Genomic DNA, 20218 nt, shown 5'->3' with positions numbered 1-20218 from the left:
TAAAATAATTAAACAGATTCATAACCTCGCCAATTCTAACTTTTCTTGTCCTTCGAATGGTGGCGTAATTGTCCGGATTGGGCCAATAAAAATATATGAAAGGTTTGTAGGAATGTGTTATTTTTGCGGGGATCGACAGATTGACCTCGGTGGCGTTCCATTATGAAATGGTTATCGGACTGAGATTTGGCATTATTTGTTCTCATACTGCTTTAAATTTAGAAGGTTTAAATCGTATGCCTAGAGAAGGTGTCAACGGGATTGTCAACGATCGAATAAAAAAACCTTTTATATTCATTAAAAGCATGAAAAATACACAATATTGGCTAGTCAAATCAGAACTTGACCAGCTTTTTGCGGCGGAATTGCCTTATGTCGATTTTGTCAACGGTTTTGTCAATAGAGTTACTAAAAACCCCCTTTAAACATAAATAAAACACGATATTGGCTAGTGAAAAGGTAATGTAACAGCCAAATAAAGTGGATTTAAACACGCCTCAAAGCATTATTAATTATTTCAAATATACAAAAAAAAACACGTTTCCAGCAAGCCTTGTCAACGGTTTTGTCAACGATTTTTAAAAATATCCGTCATAAAAATCATCGATTTCTAGCAGTATGAGGGTGTTTTGTTTAATTACAAATTCTTCTCTCGATTTGAACAAAGTACAGATTTTTTGATATATCGTCAGAATGTGGGATTTTTAAGTCTGGAAATGGAAATTTTGAGACTACCAATCATTGGTATTTTCTACGTTTTCTAGGTATTCCCATTAGATTTCCGCGAGGAATTTATCTCTCAAATTGATATTTCTTTCTATTTCATCTTTTGAAAATGAAGTTTATGAATCTCTTATTTAGGAGTGCAATTTCCTTTAGATGAACAAGTTCTCTGCCCATAGCCTTTATTTTTTCATCATTTCCACATTTGTTTTGAGTAGTTGATGTTAAACTTGCTCAATTCGAGAATTATCTCTGTCGCTACAGAAATATCGGGCTATCATCATAATATTTTAGGAGGATGGGGTTATTTACGTCCTGGATTATTTTCCGTAGGCGAAGGAGAAGTTCAGTTCAGAGATTTTCAATATTCAGGTTTGGATTAGAATTAAGAGAAAGTATTTCCTTCAGCCTTTCAACGTTCTTATTTAAAAAAAAAATAGGTTATTGTTAGATCAAAAAACAGATCAAATTAAAGACCAGGATTTTGCACACTTAACGGAGAATTCTTACGAGCAATTGCTAATTGCGGCCGAAACTGATGCAGCTGCTAAAGTGAAGATGTGGCAAGCCATAAACAAGTTAACTCCTATGCAGAGAGAGAGCATCAAACTAAAGTTTTTTGATGATTTGTCTTATGAAGCCATCTTACAATCACATTTATACTGCAATTTGTACGCTAAGGGAAGAATTAAGGGCTTAATTTATTTTTTTTCCAAATTTTCTGGTAAAACCCAAAGGTTTTTAGCTCTAAAGGAAACAAAATAGATAATTACTATAAATTAAAACTCAAACTATGACAAAAATTAACACTTTAAAACCTCAACAATTTGTTTACTCGATGGTTTTATCAATCCTTATTTTTCTTACAAGCTGTAGTAAAGATTTGTTGCCGAATAGTGTGGAGGTAAAGCTCCCTCTGAAAAAATTATATTAGAAAATAAACAAAATATTGCAGACCTATCTTTGCTTTTTGATAGGATTGAAAGTATATATTACTCAAATGATTTAAAGATAAATAATGTTAATTCATTTTTAAAAATAGTTAATGAAGATAAAAACATTAAAGAATTCATTTTATCAAAAAGTAATATAAATAATTTAGCAGCCAGTAAATTTGAAAAAAATGAGTTACTTAGAGATGTGATTAGTAATTCCTATCTTAATAAAAAGCTTACTTTAGATAGCTTAAATCTTCACAGAAAATATTATTAGAAACAAGGCTCTTTTTGGGCAGGAGAAACGATTCTTATTCAATTACCAAACAGCGAGGGAGGCTTAAAATACAGGGTACTGGCTATGGGTATGGTGCGTTTTTTGGGGTTGGATCTGTCACGATGAATCCGTTTGTATCGCAAGATAAAATTGATTACGAGTTCGATGGTTTTGTGCTACAAGGCGGGATGGCAGGGATCTATGATGCCAAGAAATTTAGCATTGGCCTAGCGCTTGGAACTGATTTCTTGATGGATAAAAACAAGGGAGATTGGATTTATCAGGGTAAGCCTTGGCTTGGGATGGTCTTTGGCTTGCAATTGAACTAGGTATTGCGATCGATACGGTATGGGGATTACGGAAATCTATTGGACAAGCAATTTTTTTCTATCGTTGCCATATTTCCTTAGTAAGATAATGGATTATCAAAACGGACTTTCAACATTAATTTTAGATGCTTCTTTCATTGTTTTTTTGAAGTAATAGGAATCAACATTTGTGCTTCCCAGTTCTTCTGCATACCCTTGTTTTTATTTAACAGGGCATTGATCTTTTTCTTGAATAGCCAGCAAGTGTTTTCCTTCACGGAGGTGCATATCGAGAGTTCCCTTGCCGTTATGTCTGGGTTGGATCTCAATAAGAAAAACATATAAAAACCTTCTAGAATAGGAATTTTAATCCTATGGAATACAGTGCCTGAAGTTGCCGTTTCCACATAACCACATTTTGAGCAGCGTCTTGAGTATTCAATTTTGCCAGCTCCGAATTTCTCTTGCCTGCATTTCTTACATCTGTAGCCATTCTCCCATTTCAATTGAGCCAAGTATTTAAGGCAGGCAGCATCATCAGGATATAATTCTTTAAATTCGTTGAAATCCAAGGGCTTTAGATCTATCCTGGCATCTATTTCATTTTTCAACTGGTTCTTCAAGTAATTATTGTCTGCATCTAACAGTTTGTTGATTCTTTCAATTTCTTCACTCTGTGCCCTAACCATTGTTACATCACTACAGTTCATTACAATCCCATTTATGGCAGGATCAAAGCTCAAATCTTTGATGAAGGATTCTAAAATAGCATATTGCCCATTTGACCTCCTTAACCTTAATTCAACCTTAATGCCTTCAGATTTTGGGCCCACCACCTTGTTAATGGTTTCGAAGTAATTGTCTTTGTCCCGCTCGTGGAGAATAGCTAGAATTGAAGTGCCAATGATGTCGTTCTCCGAAAGCTCAAATAATCGATAAAAAGAAGGGGTGATGTAACGAATGAGGTGGTCTTTTCCAACAATGGCAATGATGTCTGGAGAATGTCTAATGAGCGATCTAAACCTTCGTTCACTTTCTATCAAAGCCAGTTCTGCTTGCTTTCTCTTGGTAATATCTATGCAACAGCCTAAAAGGTATTCTTGGCCGTCGCTTATCTTAATCCTTGTTTTCTTGATCAATACATATGAATCAGTACCATTTCTAAGCGAGAATTCCTCTGAGAAAACTTCCTTGCCGGTCAGGAAAAGTGTTTCTTCTTCTTGCCGAAACCGGTCTGCCTGAGCCTTTGGAAAAAAATCGTAATCGTTCTTGTTTTGGAGTTCGGCCCTGGTTTTGTGTTGGAGGTTACAAAGGGCGTCATTGAAGAAAACCCACCTATGTTGCCTGTCCTTAACAAATACAGGCATTGGGATCGCATTAAAAATCTGTTCCCAGTGTTCTGCATCGATTTCTTCAATACTTCTTTCACTAATGGGTTTACGGCCCATTTGGTTCACCGATTTCCCAACAAGTGAACTATCAACCGAAGCTAGTTTTTTTAGCCCGTATTGATTGACATATCTAATCGTTAAATCTTCATTTAAGGTTAAGGCAATTGCAGAAACAATCTTGGTCAAATACTCTTCTTCTGGTAAACTCATCTAATAATCTATCGAAACACAAAAGCCATGGAAAATGTAGTAACCAAAATTAACTAAAAAACCATTTAATTAACTAGAATATCTTTTCTTTAACAGGGATTTCATCCACAAGTTAACTTCCCATTGGCTGGCCACGGGTTTTCTGGTATAAGGTATGGTGGGCATATAGTCTGCAGGGCCGAATTCTGGTGTGATGGTAAAAACGGGCGTTTTTAGCTCAATTTGATTGGCAATTATTTTATCCCACCAGCTCAAATGATGATTAACGGCGTCTCTCCATTCTGGCGCCCTGGGGTCATTTACCTGGCAAGCTTGTGGATGCCCTATTCTGGCATGCAAATGTCCGGCCCTTTGTATGGCATGATCAAGGTGTACACCTTGGTCAGTTAGAAAAGACTCAGAAACGTTACACCAATGCGAAAAATCTGCTGTGATTTTTAAAGATGGAAACGCTTTTAGGTAGGGTTGTATGGCTGCTGCATGAAATGAAAATCTTCCCCTATGCGTTTCATGCAATATCTTCATTTCAAGTTCTTTGGCCAACTCCATAGATTCATCAATTAATGCGCAATTATCATCAAATGATAAAAAGTCACTTCCGGTGTGTGAGTTGATGAGCACGGGATTAACATCAGCTGCAGATCTGATGTGCTCGCCGTAAGAGGTGATGAATTCTGGAAGGGTGTTGCCATGGGCGGCATATTGCAAGGCAATAATCTCCATCTCATAGTCTGCCTTAAGCTTATTGATTTCGTATTTCTGTTTGTCGTTCAGTGGAATCGCCATTTCTATGCCGTCGTAACCAGCATGTTTTATCTCTTCAAAAATAGCTTCCAAAGAACCATTCAGCTGATGGACATAATCGGGAACCATACCCCAGATGGGGCAAAAGAAATTAATTTTCATAGTGAGTGTTGTTAATGATGATAATTATTGCCCGGTTGAATTTAGGTAACTGCCATAACCAATTACCAGTGTTGAAATGATGACGATAGCTATCCCTGTAAATATGGTTTTCATGGTAGATGAGTTAGATCCTTTCCACTCCTTGAAATAAAGACCCCAAAGGTTGCTAAACGTGATTACGAATGCCATATGGATACTCCAGCTAGCGAAATCATAATCTCCCATCCTAGTAGAACCCATTCCGTAAAACATAAACTGCAGATACCATATTATGCCAGCCAGTGCCGAAAAAAAGTAATTGCTCTTCTGAAAATCAGTCTTTTTTGTGTAGTCTCCAGCTGTTCGGTTTCTTGCGTTCAATACTATGCACCAAACGATGTTGGTTACAAATCCCCCCATCAGTACCATGATTAGGACCGCGTTATTTTGCCACAATGGGGCAACACCTCGACTAATGGCCAGATCTGCTAGGGGTTTGCCCGCAGTTAGGCCAAATGCAAAACAAGAGCTTAAAATACCTGAAAAGAGTGCGGTTACGATGCCCTTACCGAAATTAAATTCCTTGATCGTTTCTTTCTTTTTCTCGATAGATAATGATCGTTCCTTTAAAATTCCTGCCCATCCACAAACACCGATGCCCAAAAGGCAAATGAAAACACCTGCCAACGTAGTTAAGCCAGACACATTATTTAGAAGCTGCGAAAATGTCCCATAAAAAATTGGCGGTACCAGTGTGCCCAGTACTGCACATAAGCCCAAGGTAATTGAGAAACCTAGAGAGAAGCCCAGGTAGCGCATAGAAAGTCCGAAGGTCATGCTGCCTAAGCCCCAGAGCGAACCGAAAAGTAGGCACCATAACAATGTGCTAGAATCCACATCGCGGAATAGATTAAAGAGGTCGGGAATGGTAAGGTAGCCCGTTAACCATGGCATGATAATCCATGCAGCCACCCCACTAATTAGCCAAGAACTTTCCCATGCCCAATCTTTAACCCTTTTAAAGGGAATTAAAAAGCTGCCTGAGGCAAATCCGCCGATGGCATGCAATACTAGGCCTAAGATAAAGTTCATATTTAGAATTAATGGTTGGTTTGGTTAGGATGCAAATCAATATAATTAATTCGAACTAAACAAAAAGCAGCTGTCCGCCATTTTGAGTTAGGGCATTCCAAACTGTATACAAAAGATTGTGCATACTTTTTAATAACATTATATTTAGCTGATAATGAATAGTTTGATTAATATTATGGAATTAAATATTCAATTGAACCACACGGTAAAAATTCTTTACCTGCCTGCGAAAAAGACATATTTGGTTTTTGTGATTAAACTGATTTTGTGTATTTACTAAATATATATAATATTCTGACAATCAATTTTTTAAATATGTTTATGAAATGGTTTCAGTACGGGCTATTTTGCTATTTTATCTATCGAAACTAGCCGTCCAGATTTTTTCAAAATTGGAATTCAATCCTGATTGCTCCTTATTTGTGTCGTAGAAAATGTGAATAAAATTTTTTTTAATCACTATTAACTAACCTAACCAAATATAATTATGGCAATGAACGATGTGCAAGATGTTGCGCCTTTTAAAGAGTCAACTAATTTACTTAACGACCCCCAAAAACTAAGGGCAACTGCCGAACAAGACGGCTATCTTTTCTTTAAAGCTTTATTACCTGCAGAATCAATAGCTCAGCTACGGAAAGACGTATTCGAAATCTGTAAAAAAAACGGATTCTTGAAAGATGGAACAACGTTAACAGATGGCATCGCAGCCCCCGGATTCATGATCTTGGAATCATCAGTTAACCCTACCTATTTAAATTACTACAGAGAAATTCAACAACTACATTCGTTTCACGCTTTAGCTCATCATCCTAATTTATTAAAGGCATTGAACGTCCTTTTTGATGGGGAAGCGCTGGTTCACCCTTTAAAAATTTTACGTACCATTTTTCCGCAGGCGCAAAAACATACAACACCACCTCACCAGGATTATTTCCACGTACGTGGAACTGAAAATACTTGGACAAGTTGGATTCCACTCGGGGACTGCGATAAAGAATTAGGTGGCTTAACCTTGGTTCCCGGATCGCAAAACTGGGGGTTATTACCCGAACACCCTGCCGAGGGGGCAGGTCTAATTGGAATTAATGTGCCGAGCGATTCTAAATGGGTAATTGGAGAATTTGCCGCGGGAGATGTGTTGATGTTCCATAGCCACACTGTTCACCAGGGAATCGACAACAACTCAGTTGACAGGATCAGGTTATCCATGGACTGTAGGTTCCAGGCCTTGAGTGAGAAAAAAATTGGCCCGGTAGCAGTTAGAAGCCCACATTTACACTGTATTGATTGGGACGGTTTATATAAAAAATGGCCGGCGAACGATCCTTTAAAATATTATTGGAAGGATCTAGGTCTAGAAATTGATCAATCTGCCCCAGCAACAATTGGCACACCCGAAAATCCACACCCCACAACAATGGGTTAGTGGAGGAAGACTTGCGTGTGAAGTTGATTTGATTTTTTCTTCACCCCACTAGTATTAATTCGATTGTAATTGCACGGGGACAAAGTTTTGGCACCGAAATATCATTAGCGCCATACGGTACAATTAACCGAGTGGCTATACCAACCAAATTTAAAAAGGTATGTTACAACAGCAAGGTTTTAATTTTCTAAAAATAGATACCTGTTCTGCTACCCCTAAATATTTACAGGTTAGAGATAGCATAGTTTCTGCGTTAGAGTGCGGCAAACTTAAAAAAGGTGATGTTTTACCATCTATTAACGACTTAAGTTATATTCTCGATATCTCTAGGGATACGACTGAAAAGGGCTATAGATATCTAAAAAATACTGGGTTTATCAATTCTATACCTGGTAAAGGTTACTACATTTCCAATTCAGAGTATAAAAAGGACATCAGGGTTTGCCTACTTTTTAACAAACTCTCGGCGCATAAAAAGATAATATATGATGCTTTTTCAGATGCGCTGGGCGATCAAGCTTTTATAGATTTTTATATCTATAACAATGACTATGCAATCTTCAAAAAGCTTATTAAGAGCACTAAAAACGATTATTCACATTATGTGATCATTCCTCACTTTGTGGATGGTGGGGAAGATGCCTTTGAAATCATAGATTCTATTCCGAAGGAAAAACTATTGATCCTAGATAAACAAGTTCAGGGTGTTAATGGTGATTATGCTTCGATTTATGAAAATTTCGCAACAGATATCTATCAAGCGTTGACTACTGTACTGCCAAACCTATCTAAATATAGGGCCGTTAAGATTGTATTCCCTAAAAAAAGCTATTATCCGAAGGAGATACTGAAAGGCATAAAGCTATTCTGTAATCAATATGGGTTCAATTTTGTAGTTGTAGATAATATGGAAAAGGAAGTGATTAACAGGGGAGACCTTTACATCAATGTGATGGAAGATGACCTTGTTCAACTATTAGAGAAAGTCATTAATTTGGGACTTGAAGTGGGCAAGGACGTTGGGATAATTTCCTATAATGAAACCCCATTAAAGAAATACATACTCAATGGGATCACCACCGTTTCTACAGATTTCAAAATGATGGGCTATATGGCGGCGCAAGCTGTATTAAACAATAGCAAGGCAAAACATGCAGTTCCTTTCAATGTTATTTTAAGAGATTCTTTATGACCATAACTTATCAACAAAGACATTTAAATCAAGTCTTAAAGGCTGATTTTCTAATAAAGGTCTTGAGCATAATGACCCTGATAACAATTTTCTTTTGCCAAACCACTCTTGCCCAAGATAAAACAGTCTATGTTAGGCCTAGTTCAAAAGGAGAGGATGCTACGCTTTCGGTGATTACCGCACTAAAAAAGTGTAGGGCAACGAAGGCCACTAAATTAGTGTTCACCAAGGGAACGTACACTTTTGAACCTAATTTTGCCCCAGAGAAATATGTGTTTGTAAGTAATAACGACGAGGGACTCAAACGTTTTGTGTTTGACCTATCGGGAATGGGAAATCTAGAGATTGATGGACAGGGTTCTCAGTTTATATTTAATGGATTTCTTTGCCCTTTTTTAATTGAACGTTCGAAGAAAATAACAGTTAAAAACCTCTCGATTGACTTTAAGCGTACTTTTCATTCAGAGGGCACCATCATAGCTGCCTATAAGGATAGTTTGGATATTGCCTTTAGTGACGCTTATCCCTATAACGTTCAAAACAACAAGTTGATGTTTACTGGAGATCAGGTTATTGGAAAAGACAATGGAGGCGAACCTAAAAGGGTTAACTATCCATTTTGGCACCTTTTGGAGTTTGATGCAGTTAAACGTGAGCCAGTACAAACAGCATTTGATTATCTTAATGTGCAAAATATGGTGGTAAAAGACCTAGGGCCTGGACGTGTGCGCATTCACTTTCCGAGATTAAAGGGTTCTGTAGGTAATACCTTGATCTTTAATGCTACAGACAGAATGGTTCCAGGTTTTACCGTTTCGGATAGCGAGGACATCAGTGTGCGTAACGTGACGATATTCCATGCAGGTGGGGTAGGTATACTTGCACAGCGCAGTAACAATATTTTAATTGATAGCGTAAAGGTAATTGCCGCTCCAGGCAGAATGGTAAGTACGGCTGCAGATGCCACACACTTCGTAAATTGTGGTGGAAAGATAACGCTACAACACTCAACCTTTGAGAGCATGATGGATGACGCCACGAATATCCATGGAGTCTATGTGAAGATCATGCAAATAATTTCACCCAATGAAGTGGTTGTGAAATTGATGCATTACCAACAATTTGGCTTTGACTTCCTTGCGCCAAATTCAAAAATTGAAATCACTGAAGCAGAAAGCCTAATTACCTATGGTGAAACAACGGTTGTGAAAGCTGAGCGGCTAAATAAGGAGTACACCAGAATTACGATGAAAAATCCACTTTCTTCTAAGGTTAAGGTTGGAGATGTAATCGCTTCAAGTGAGCAATATCCAGATGTGTTAATGAAGAATTGTTCTGTGCAAAAGAACAGGGCTCGTGGCATCCTGTTGGGATCAAGAGGTAAAATAAGGATTGATGGCAACTACTTTCATACACACTGTGCCGCTATTAATTTAGAGGGCGATGGCCGATACTGGTTTGAACAATCGGGTGTTAGGGACCTAACCATCACTAACAATACCTTCGACAACTGTAATTACGGTTTCATGCTGGGCTTGGGCGTGATCATGGTGAGTTCTGGCATTGAGGAGCAAAAGAAAGCAGAAAGTAGATATAACAGAAATATCTTAATTGAGCGAAATACGTTCAAAATCTTCAATCCTTGTATTTTGAGTGGCTATTCGGTTGACAACCTTACTTTCCGCAACAACAAAATTGAAAACACCACTGCCTATGAATTTTTGGATTGGTTTAAAAACATGAACCTAAAGAATTTCATGCTGACAAATTCTTCGAACCTAAAAATTGAACAATAATGATTAAGACCAATTTTCCAGCGAATGTTTAAGCAATATTGTCTCCAATCTCTTAAAAGGATCTTTTCATTGGCATTTATGCGGGTTGTACTTATTTTGTTGTGCTTATTGGGGAAAACCGCTACCGCACAGACAGCGAAACTACCCACCTTTGAAGCGTATGTAAAGGGTGCAATACCAAATAGGCAAGAGCTTGATATTTTCTTAGGTGGTAGTGGGGTTTGGGCAAAGTATGATACTCAGCTCGGTTATATCTTGGGAAACTCAATACCTCGGGAAGGAATTGATAACAGCTTAAACATTTCAACTACGGATCATAAGGGTTTCAGAACCATGCAAATGTATCGCGACAGACCTTGCAGAATCAACACCTATGGCAATAGTTTCACCCAATGTCAACAGGTTTCAGATGGCGAAACATGGCAAGAGTACCTGGCTGCCCATCTCGGTGAACCAATTAGAAATTTTGGTGTGGGTGGTTATGGCGTTTTCCAGTCTTATAAGAGGTTATTGAAAGAGGAAAATACAAAAAATGCCGCCGATTACTTGATATTTTATATATGGGGAGATGACCATGTCCGAAGTTTATTGCGCTGTAGGTATTTGGCCATCAAACAATGGAACCAAAAGAATCAACCAGGATTTAAATTTCATGGTAACTTTTGGCCTAACTTGGAGATGGACTTAAGCAGTGGCCGGTTCATCGAGAAACCTAATCCGTTGAATACAAAACGTAAATTGTATAAAATGACTGATACCACTTGGATGTGGGAGAACGTGAAAGACGATATTGCGCTTCAGCTGTTGTTGTTTAAGAATAAGGAGATTGCCAGTCTGGACCTAGAAAATGTTCAGAAGCTAGCCAAGCATTTGCAACTTAACATCAGTCTAAAAGACTATGCAGACCTTGAGCAAAATGCCAGTTACCTGTTAGATCAATATTCGTTTGCGGCAACCAAGCATATCTTAGAAAAATTGAAGTTTTATGCACAGAAAAATGACAAGAAATTAATGATTGTGTTATTTGATCCTTATCGGGTTACCAATTCGCTGGTAGAAACAGGAAACAGGTATGATGAAGAAGTTGTGCGTTACCTTCAGGAAGGTCAATTTAATTTCTTTGACATGAACCTGATACATGTTGAAGACTTTAAAAAGTTTAACCTTAATTTGAAAGATTATTATGGAAGATATCTTTTAGGACATTATAACCCTACTGGAAATCATTTTTTTGCCTATTCTATTAAGGATAAAATAATACAGTGGTTAAGCCCAAAGCCAACTACTTATAAGGTAACCGAAGATAATTGGATAGATTTTAAAGGATATTTGCAAGGTATATATTAATGAAAATGCAGAAAAATTTAAAGACATAACGCAACAGGATGCCGAAACTATTCCCTTTATTTAAGATTGCTAATTAAATCTATAAAAGATGTTTATGCTTAAAAACCTAACTACTTATTTTTTACTAATTGTGTTCCTCAACCTGTTAATGCCGGTTTCAACAACATTGGCGCAGACCAAACAGGCCAAACTAGTTTCACTGGATGCGTTCAGGAAGGGATTTAAGGTGCCGCAAGACTCATTGAAACCCTATGTTTATTGGTACTGGGTAAGTGACAACATTTCGAAAATCGGAATTACCAAAGACCTGGAGGCCATGGCCAAAGTTGGCATAGGGGAGGCCTTCATAGGTAACATTGGATTGTCTACCGTGCCTTATGGCAAGGTAAAGGTTTTAAGCAAGGAATGGTGGGAACTGACAAAGTTTGCCATTACAGAAGGTCAGCGCTTGGGAGTTGACATAGGTATTTTCAACAGTCCAGGTTGGAGCCAATCTGGCGGGCCATGGGTAAAACCTACCGAAGCGATGCGCTACCTTGTTTCAACTGAGGTATCCGTCGCTGGGGGCAAAAACATAAAGATGAAACTTCCGGCAGCACAGCAAGGCTTTCAAGATATGGCGGTAATCGCTTATCCTGTCTCGTCCATTCCAGAACAGACAGTTGCGGATTTTAAACCTAGCTTAAAGTTTTCCACTAACATCATCAACGGTAACTACTTAATCGATAAAAATTTAAAGACAGCCATTGCGTTTACTCCAGAAGCGAAGAAAAATGGATTAACCATTGATTTTAACCTTGAGCAAAGTTTTACCGCAAGAAGCATCACCATTCATCCGGATACGGTACAATTATCAGCACAGGTAGAGGTTCAGGCACTAATCAATGGTACTTATAAGTCAGTTAGGAAGTTTCTGATGGATCGGAGCAACAATATGATTACGGTAGGTCCAAACGTTTACGGTGAGATCTGCATTGCCCTACCAGTTACAAGTGCTACAAGTTTTAGGGTGCTATTTTCTGAGCTAAGTAATCCACAAGGCCAACAGAAAGTAGGGGGTATTAAAGAGATTGTCTTATCAAACCATCCAAAACTAGAACGATACATTGAAAAGCAAATGGGCAAAATGCTACAAGTGCCAACACTATCTTGGAATGAGTATCTGTGGGAAAACCAATTAGATGATGGAAGCAATAACATGAGGGTAAGTGCTGGTAGCGTTATTAATATCTCTAGATTTTTAGACCATAACGGCGTACTCAACTGGAATGCCCCAAAGGGAAAATGGATAATTAAAAGGGTGGGGTTGGTGCCAACTGGTACAAAAAATGCCCCAGCGTCTCCAGAAGCCACTGGCTTTGAAGTGGATAAGATGAATCGGGTAGCCTTGGAAAAGCATTTCAACGCCTACTTAGGTAAGTTTTTGAAAGAACTACCTGCCGAAAAGAGAAAGTCATTCAAGCACGTTGTGCTGGATAGTTATGAAGTTGGCCCGCAGAACTGGACGGAAGGTTTGGCAGAAGATTTTAAGAAGAAATACGGCTATGACCCAATCGTATGGTTACCGGTCTTATCGGGAACAATTGTGAATAGCCCTCAACAATCAGATCGCTTTCTTTGGGATCTAAGACGCCTGATTGCCGATCGCATAGCCTACGACTATGCTGGTGGATTAAGGGATATCAGTCAGAAAAATGGATTAAAGGTTTGGTCGGAAAACTATGGGCATTGGGGCTTCCCTTCAGAATTCTTGCTATATGGTGGACAAGGAGGTGAAATTGCTGGTGAATTTTGGGTAGAAGGTACCTTAGGAAACGTAGAGTGCAGAGCAGCTTCTTCTGCAGCTCATATATATGGTAACAACCGCGTTTTTGCCGAAAGTTATACAGCAGGTGGTTTACCCTATCAACGCTACCCAGGTTACTTGAAAAAACGAGGAGATTGGTCTTTTACAGAAGGTATTAATCATGTGCTTTTGCATGTATATATTCATCAGCCATATGAAGATAAAGATCCAGGTATGAACGCTTGGTTTGGGACAGAGTTTAATAGGAAAAACACTTGGTTTGAGCAGTCCAAAACCTGGATAGATTACCAAAGGCGAAGTATGTTTATGTTACAACAAGGAAAACCAGTTAACGACATTTGCTATTTTATAGGTGAGGATGCACCGAAGCTAGCCGGTGGTAGAGATCCCGAAATTCCGGCAGGTTATTCTTATGATTATATCAACGCTGATGTGATCTTAAACAAAATGACTGTAAAAGACGGCAAACTAACACTGCCGGATGGGATGAGTTATAGTATGATGGTCTTGCCTCCCTTAACGACAATGACACCAGAACTCTTGCAAAAGATAAAGGAGTTGGTGATTGGTGGGGGCATCATCTTAGGTCCTAAGCCATCAAAGTCACCGAGTTTAAGAAATTACCCTAATGCTGATCAAAAAGTAAGAACATTGGCCGATGAGTTATGGGGCGATACCAATCGGAAAGATCAAACCACGAATGCATTGGGAAAGGGATTTGTCTTAAATGGTATTAACTTAGATAGGGCGCTGGCGCAATTTCAGATTTATCCAGACATCGTGATTCCGAATGGTAAACCATTATTATTTACGCATAGAAAAACTGCCAAAGAGGAAATCTATTTTATAACCAACCAAAGTGACGATAGGCAGGAAGCAACTATTACATTTAGGGTAAAGGGTAAACACCCAGAACTTTGGGATGCCACCACAGGTACAACTAGGAAATTGCCCCAGTTCAATTCAACTTCTACCGGCACAGCGCTTTCATTAAAGTTTGAACCCGCTGAAAGTTATTTTATCGTATTTGTTGCGGATGACGATAAAAGTACGGCAACTGAAAATTTTCCTGAAGCCATCATTGAACAGGAAATAACCACTCCTTGGTCCGTTAAATTTCAAGCCAATAGGCGTGGCCCATCAGCCGAAGTTGAATTTGCAACCTTGCAGGACTGGTCTAAACACCCTGATGAAAAAATCAGATACTTTTCAGGCACCGCCACCTATACTAACACTTTCATCGGGAAAGCTCCCCTTTCTGGCGAGCGTATTTTTTTAGACCTTGGAGATGTAAAGAATATGGCTATGGTTAAAATAAACGGTAAAACAGTGGGCGGATTATGGACAGCACCTTGGCATATTGACATTACGAAATTCGTAAGCAACGGCAAAAATTCAGTTGAAATTGAAGTGGTAAACCTTTGGGTTAACAGAATGATTGGAGATAGCAAACTTTCGGAAAAAGATAGGCCAACATGGTTAGCTAACAATTATTTCAATCCTACAGACCCTTTAACTCCATCGGGATTATTAGGCCCTGTAAGCATCAAACTAATCAAATATTAGTCATGTGTTAAAGCCTAATTAGCTTTGCTGAATCCGAAATTTAAGATAAAAATAACCATAATGAAAAAATACCTATTGCTCCTTTTGTTTAGCAGCTTTTGCTCAATAACCATATTTGCACGTCAGGCTACTGTTACTGTGGGCCGTACTACGGTAGAGGGGCTACATGTGATGGAGGGTTTAACGAAGATACACCCTCGCCTAAGTTGGCAAATTGAAAGCGCACAGCGAAACGTGAGCCAGACTGCGTATCAAATCATAGTAGCCAGTTCGATGACGACCATTGGGCAGAACAGGGGTGATGTTTATGATAGCCGCAAAGTAAATTCTAATCAGTCCATCAATATTGCCTATCCTTTAGAAAACCTTTTGAGCTGCAGGCCTTATTATTGGAGGGTACGTGTATGGACGAGCAAGGGAGCCTCAAGATGGAGTGCCACAGGCAAGTGGAGTATGGGAATACTGAATGATTCGATTTGGAAGGCAGACTGGATTGGTACAGAGAAAATATTAAAAACAGAAGATCCTTACAATCCATTTACCCGCCTTGCGGCACGATACCTGCGAAAGGAGCTCAATGTTTCGTCAAAGCCAATTCGGGCAACGGCTTACATCGCTGGAATGGGACTTTACGAGTTATATATAAATGGATTAAAAGTAGGAAAACACGTTTTATCCCCAACACTTAAAGAATATAATAAAGAAATTCCTTACAACACACTGGATGTAACAAGTCATTTTAACGATGGTAGAAACGCCATTGGGGTAATTCTGGGCAATGGAAGATATTTTACCGTTCGGTACAGCAAAGATGGGGGTATGGCAGCTGGCAATGCGCCAAGTACACATTATGGTTTCCCGATGTTGAAAATGCAGATTTTGCTGGAATACGCCAATGGAGCTAAAGAGCTCGTTACTAGTAACCAAACATGGAAAGTTACCTCAAACGGGCCAATCACTGCAAATAATGAGTTTGATGGAGAGGAATATGACGCAAACAAGGAGTTAGTTGGGTGGTCGTCGCCTAACTTTGATGACAGAAATTGGCAAAAAGCAACATTGGTTACCCCCTCTGCAACTAAGCTAGTTACACAGACCAATGAAAATATTGCCGTAAAGGACAATCTTGTGCCTAAAACAATTCATCGAACCAAAAACAAGACCTATATATTAGATATGGGGCAAAATATGGTGGGCTGGCTAAAAATTAAAGTAAGGGGAAAAAAAGGTGATACGATCATCCTAAGATTTGCGGAAACATTAAAAAATGCAGATAGCCTATTCCTAGCAAATATAAGGAGTGCCAAAGTAACCGATAAATATGTGCTCAAGGGTACGGGTGAGGAAATTTGGGAACCCCGTTTTGTGTTTCATGGCTTTAGGTATGCTGAAGTACGAGGGTTGAAGTATCAGCCAAAAAAGGAAGATTTTACAGGCCGGGTAGTTTATGATGATTTGCCAACCATTGGCTCTTTTCAAACTTCGGACAAAACTATCAACCAGGTTTACAAAAACGCATATTGGGGAATTATTGGTAATTATAGAGGTATGCCAACTGATTGCCCTCAACGTGATGAGCGAATGGGATGGCTGGGCGATAGATCTGTAAGCTCTTATGGCGAAAGCTTTGTTTTCGATAACTCAAGGTTGTATGCAAAGTGGATGGGAGATATTGAATCTGCGCAAAAGGAAAGTGGAAGTATCCCAGACGTCGCCCCCACCTACTGGAAAAATTATACCGATAATGTAACTTGGCCAATAACATTTCTAGTGATACCAGAAATGTTGAGAAAGCAATTTGGAGACACGGTAACTTATCAAAAGCAATATCCCAACATGAAAAAATGGATGCTTTATATGTGGGATACATACCAGGTAGACGGAATGGTGCAAAAAGATACTTACGGCGACTGGTGTTTGCCACCTGAAAACTTAAACATTATTTTTTCACTTGATACCAATAGGAATACAAAGGGACCCGTAATTGGTGCCGCATACTATTACTATGCACTAAGCTTAATGAAAAACTATGCCAATCGCTTAAAGAATTCAGGCGACTACGAGCTGTTTGATGGGATGTCTAAAAAGGTAAGGGCAGCCTTTAATGCCAAATTTTATAATCGTGAGGGAGGTTTTTACGCTAATAACACTGTTACTTCCAACCTTTTACCGCTTACATTTGGAATCGTTGAGGAGCAAAACAGGGAAAAAGTCTTCCGCCAGATAGTGGACCGTACCTTAAATCTATATCAAGGGCATGTAAGCACAGGACTAATTGGTGGGCAATGGTTGATGAGAGGATTGTCAGATAATGGCAGGCCCGATCTTGCTTACAAAATAGCAACCAATACAACTTATCCAAGCTGGGGTTATATGGCAGCACAGGGTGCTACTACGATTTGGGAACTATGGAATGGCAATACTGCTGATCCTGCTATGAATTCTGGTAACCATGTTATGCTATTAGGCGATTTATTGGTGTGGAATTATGAATATTTGGGAGGTATCAAGACAGATCAACAAGATGTTGCCTTCAAGAAAATCATAATGGACCCTTACTTGGCGCCAGCACTCACCTTTGTATATGCGAGTACCACTTCACCTTATGGAAAAATCGTTTCTAATTGGAAGAAGAATGATGAAAACTTTAGCTGGGAAGTGAGTATCCCTTCTAATTGCAAGGCTATCCTGACTTTTCCAGTAAGTTCATTTACTGCAATTCTAGAGAACAATAAAAAGCTTACTGAGCTAAATGAAATCAGATATCTACATACCGAGCATGGCAAAACTTACGTTGAGGTTGCTTCTGGAAAATACACCTTCAGCTGTAAACTTGATCTTTTACAGAAACCTTAAATAGGGAAACCAAATTTTAAAATATCCTTTAGACCATGAATAAATTCAATATAAAAAAGTTTCCTACCTTGATCTTGACGTTCCTGATTTGTTTTGCGGTGAAAGCTCAAATTCAACCAGCCATAAAGATTTCTAATTCGCAATTAAGCTTTGCTGTAAACAGTGAAAATGGCCAATTCAGTGTGGAGAATAGGAAGAGTAAGCGCTCCTGGGTTTCATTACCTTTCAAGAAGGTAAAGTTTTTAAGTGCCTCAACCGTATCTCCTAGTCAAGTTAAGATGTCTTTACTCGATTCTTCTTCAGGGATTAATTTTTCTAGCCTAGTTACCCTAGAGACTGACAGTAGTTTATCTTTTGTCATATCAACAAGCCAGAAATCAATTGCCATAGATCAGTTAAGCTTTCCTCAGGCCATGAAAACCAACTATGAAAAGGGTTTTTTGGTGTTCAACTATCGTTCAGGTGGTGTCCAGATTGCGCAAAATGACGTTAGCTATCCAGTAAAGCGAATGATGGTTTACGACAACATTGGCTTAGATATGCCTTGGGTAGGGGTTTATGATGCCGTTAAAGGGGATGGGATGATGGTTTTAGCAAATACACCCTATGATGTAGAGATAGATTTTAGTGAAGATAAGGGCTTGATTTGGCCCAATGTAGCCTGGGCATCTTCTTTAAGACAATTTTCCTATGAAAGAAAGGTTTCTTATGTTTTCACTTCAGGAGGTAATTACGTTTCTCTTGCTAAGGCTTACAGAAACTATCTCAAGCAAAGCGGTGATTTTGAAACTTTGGCTCAAAAGGCAATCGTAAAGCCAAGGGTTAATTGGTTGAAAGGAAGTGCTGTTGTTTGGGGCAGTAGTGGCTTAAAGTTCGCAAAGGAAGCTAAGGCAATGGGAATTAAAACGGCAATCATTATGGGCAGCAAATTCAAGAAAGATGAGATTACGCAGATGACCGGCTTAGGTTTTTTAAATTCCAGCTATGAAAACCTAGAGGGCACGAGAGAAGGACCTATAGGTCACATGAAAGATACCATGGCGATAGCCGCTTACCATACTGTTGAGGGCAAGCCTATTATAGGCTGGGTGACTAAAACAGGGGTGGAGTATTACTCTCGTTCTTCGGTAAGGTCCTTAATTGCAGCACCAAGTTATTTGCCTAGTTATTTAAAAGATGTTCCCCTTACAGGACTGTTCCTAGATGTTACACCGGCCTTCCTGATTGAGGACTTTCACCCATTACACACCTTCAACAGGGAAGCAGATAAGCAATACAAGAATAAGATTAAGGAATACATTGGGAAAGATCTCGGCCTGGTGTTGGGAGGGGAGCATGGTAAAGCCTGGAATTCCTCAATTCTTGAATATGCAGAGGGAACAATGACTGGCTCTTTTTTTTGGGACGATGGAAACAAGCCTGGATACTTGGATCCACCAAAGGATACGACCTACATGTCTGCCAATTTCAAGAAATATGGTTTCAATTACAGGAACAGGATCCCGCTTTGGCAATTGGTATTTAACGATTGTGTGTCCTCTACTTGGTACTGGGGAGATTCCAGTGATTGGTTTTATGCCATAACGCCAACTATAAGCGATTTAAAGGATAATTTTAATATGCTTTATGGCAGTATGCCACTTCTTTGGGCGGATAAAAAAGGGTATGGATGGGATAGAAACCGGAGCAGATTTGCACAAACCATACGCAACGTGTCTAATTTTCAAAAGAGGGTTTCATTTTCTGAATTGCTAAGTCACGAATTTTTGAATGAAGATCATACCCTTCAACAAAGCAAATTTGCTGGCGGGGGGCAGGCATTTGTAAACTTTGGAGAGAAAGCGATTAAGCACAAAATTGGCAAAAAAAACATTAATATCGCTCCCAGAGGTTTTTATCTCACTGCTTCTGGATTTCTACAATCCAAAACTATTGATGAGCAGGGGGTAGTGACCAGGATTGAGGCAGACAGCCTAATTTCCGTGCAAACCGACCAACTCAGGAAAGTAGGGCCAATAACCACGAATGGAACAGTTACAATATTTAGGTTGGATAACGGCAATTGGAGAATCGTTGTTGAAAATACTTTAACCACATCTGAAATAGATGTCAGGGCAATACTGAAAAATAAAAACCTGAAGTTCTATACGCTGTTGGAGGTAGAAGAGGATGGAAGCGAAGGAAAGGCATTTAGTAAGAAATTACCGGTTAACATGATAAAGATTCCTGCAGTCACAGGTATTAAGTTATTCGATATATACCTTGAATAGCATTGCTCCACCATGCATTAACAAACCTCGTTTGTATTACCCATTATTTAACATACAAAAAGGTTAGCATGCTGTTCGTTACCGCAATTGCTAACCATTTTTGTATTGATAACAGTGTTTTCGGTGGAAATGCC

The 20218-nt window shown here is 39.0% G+C and carries 14 protein-coding genes; 11 read left to right on the top strand and 3 right to left on the bottom strand.

Going from position 1 to position 20218, the window contains the following annotated elements; all coding sequences use genetic code 11:
- Positions 1 to 167 precede the first annotated feature (167 nt).
- The 4 genes from ACFOUY_RS14245 (at position 168) to ACFOUY_RS14230 (ending at position 2264) form a co-directional block, all read left to right on the top strand.
- A complete protein-coding gene (locus ACFOUY_RS14245; RefSeq protein ID WP_378961507.1) occupies positions 168 to 425 on the top strand; it encodes a hypothetical protein in 258 nt (85 codons plus the stop codon).
- 528 nt (positions 426 to 953) lie between these two features.
- Positions 954 to 1106 carry a hypothetical protein gene (locus ACFOUY_RS14240; RefSeq protein ID WP_378961506.1) on the top strand — a complete coding sequence of 51 codons (153 nt, stop codon included), beginning with the start codon at positions 954 to 956 and terminating at the stop codon, positions 1104 to 1106.
- A 61-nt stretch (positions 1107 to 1167) separates the two neighbouring features.
- Complete coding sequence (locus ACFOUY_RS14235) at positions 1168 to 1488, top strand: RNA polymerase sigma factor (protein WP_378961505.1); 321 nt, start codon at positions 1168 to 1170, stop codon at positions 1486 to 1488.
- 461 nt (positions 1489 to 1949) lie between these two features.
- Positions 1950 to 2264, top strand: coding sequence for a hypothetical protein (locus tag ACFOUY_RS14230; RefSeq protein WP_378961503.1), 315 nt, complete (start codon positions 1950 to 1952; stop codon positions 2262 to 2264).
- A gap of 134 nt (positions 2265 to 2398) precedes the next feature.
- On the opposite strand, the gene ACFOUY_RS14225 is transcribed toward ACFOUY_RS14230, so the two are convergent.
- The 3 genes from ACFOUY_RS14225 to rhaT form a co-directional block, all read right to left on the bottom strand.
- The gene (locus ACFOUY_RS14225; RefSeq protein ID WP_378961502.1) at positions 2399 to 3844 is read right to left on the bottom strand and encodes a PAS domain S-box protein; all 1446 of its coding nucleotides are present in this window, start codon (positions 3842 to 3844) and stop codon (positions 2399 to 2401) included.
- Positions 3845 to 3913: 69 nt separating this feature from the next.
- Entirely contained in the window at positions 3914 to 4750 is an 837-nt protein-coding gene (locus tag ACFOUY_RS14220; RefSeq protein ID WP_378961501.1) for a sugar phosphate isomerase/epimerase family protein, read from the bottom strand.
- Positions 4751 to 4774: 24 nt separating this feature from the next.
- Entirely contained in the window at positions 4775 to 5821 is a 1047-nt protein-coding gene (rhaT, locus tag ACFOUY_RS14215; RefSeq protein WP_378961500.1) for an L-rhamnose/proton symporter RhaT, read from the bottom strand.
- Positions 5822 to 6314: 493 nt separating this feature from the next.
- Between rhaT and ACFOUY_RS14210 the strand changes: the two genes are divergently transcribed.
- The 7 genes from ACFOUY_RS14210 (at position 6315) to ACFOUY_RS14180 (ending at position 20084) form a co-directional block, all read left to right on the top strand.
- On the top strand, positions 6315 to 7250 hold the full coding sequence (locus ACFOUY_RS14210; RefSeq protein ID WP_378961499.1) for a phytanoyl-CoA dioxygenase family protein: 936 nt from the start codon (positions 6315 to 6317) through the stop codon (positions 7248 to 7250).
- Positions 7251 to 7410: 160 nt separating this feature from the next.
- Positions 7411 to 8442 (top strand): substrate-binding domain-containing protein, encoded by a 1032-nt coding sequence (locus ACFOUY_RS14205; protein ID WP_378961498.1) that lies wholly within the window; start codon positions 7411 to 7413, stop codon positions 8440 to 8442.
- Positions 8443 to 8660: 218 nt separating this feature from the next.
- Positions 8661 to 10238: a right-handed parallel beta-helix repeat-containing protein gene (locus ACFOUY_RS14200; protein ID WP_378961496.1), complete on the top strand. Its 1578-nt coding sequence runs from the start codon at positions 8661 to 8663 to the stop codon at positions 10236 to 10238.
- Positions 10239 to 10316: 78 nt separating this feature from the next.
- The gene (locus tag ACFOUY_RS14195) at positions 10317 to 11585 is read left to right on the top strand and encodes a hypothetical protein (protein ID WP_378961495.1); all 1269 of its coding nucleotides are present in this window, start codon (positions 10317 to 10319) and stop codon (positions 11583 to 11585) included.
- 130 nt (positions 11586 to 11715) lie between these two features.
- Positions 11716 to 14958 carry a glycosyl hydrolase gene (locus ACFOUY_RS14190; RefSeq protein WP_378961494.1) on the top strand — a complete coding sequence of 1081 codons (3243 nt, stop codon included), beginning with the start codon at positions 11716 to 11718 and terminating at the stop codon, positions 14956 to 14958.
- A 60-nt stretch (positions 14959 to 15018) separates the two neighbouring features.
- A complete protein-coding gene (locus ACFOUY_RS14185) occupies positions 15019 to 17814 on the top strand; it encodes an alpha-L-rhamnosidase (RefSeq protein ID WP_378961493.1) in 2796 nt (931 codons plus the stop codon).
- A gap of 278 nt (positions 17815 to 18092) precedes the next feature.
- The gene (locus ACFOUY_RS14180) at positions 18093 to 20084 is read left to right on the top strand and encodes a glycoside hydrolase (RefSeq protein ID WP_378961492.1); all 1992 of its coding nucleotides are present in this window, start codon (positions 18093 to 18095) and stop codon (positions 20082 to 20084) included.
- Positions 20085 to 20218 lie beyond the last annotated feature (134 nt).

Source organism: Pedobacter jamesrossensis (assembly GCF_042650905.1).
GTDB classification, from domain to species: domain Bacteria; phylum Bacteroidota; class Bacteroidia; order Sphingobacteriales; family Sphingobacteriaceae; genus Pedobacter; species Pedobacter jamesrossensis.
The sequence above is the reverse complement of the archived record's forward strand: the minus strand, read 5'-3'. Positions and strand labels throughout refer to the sequence as shown.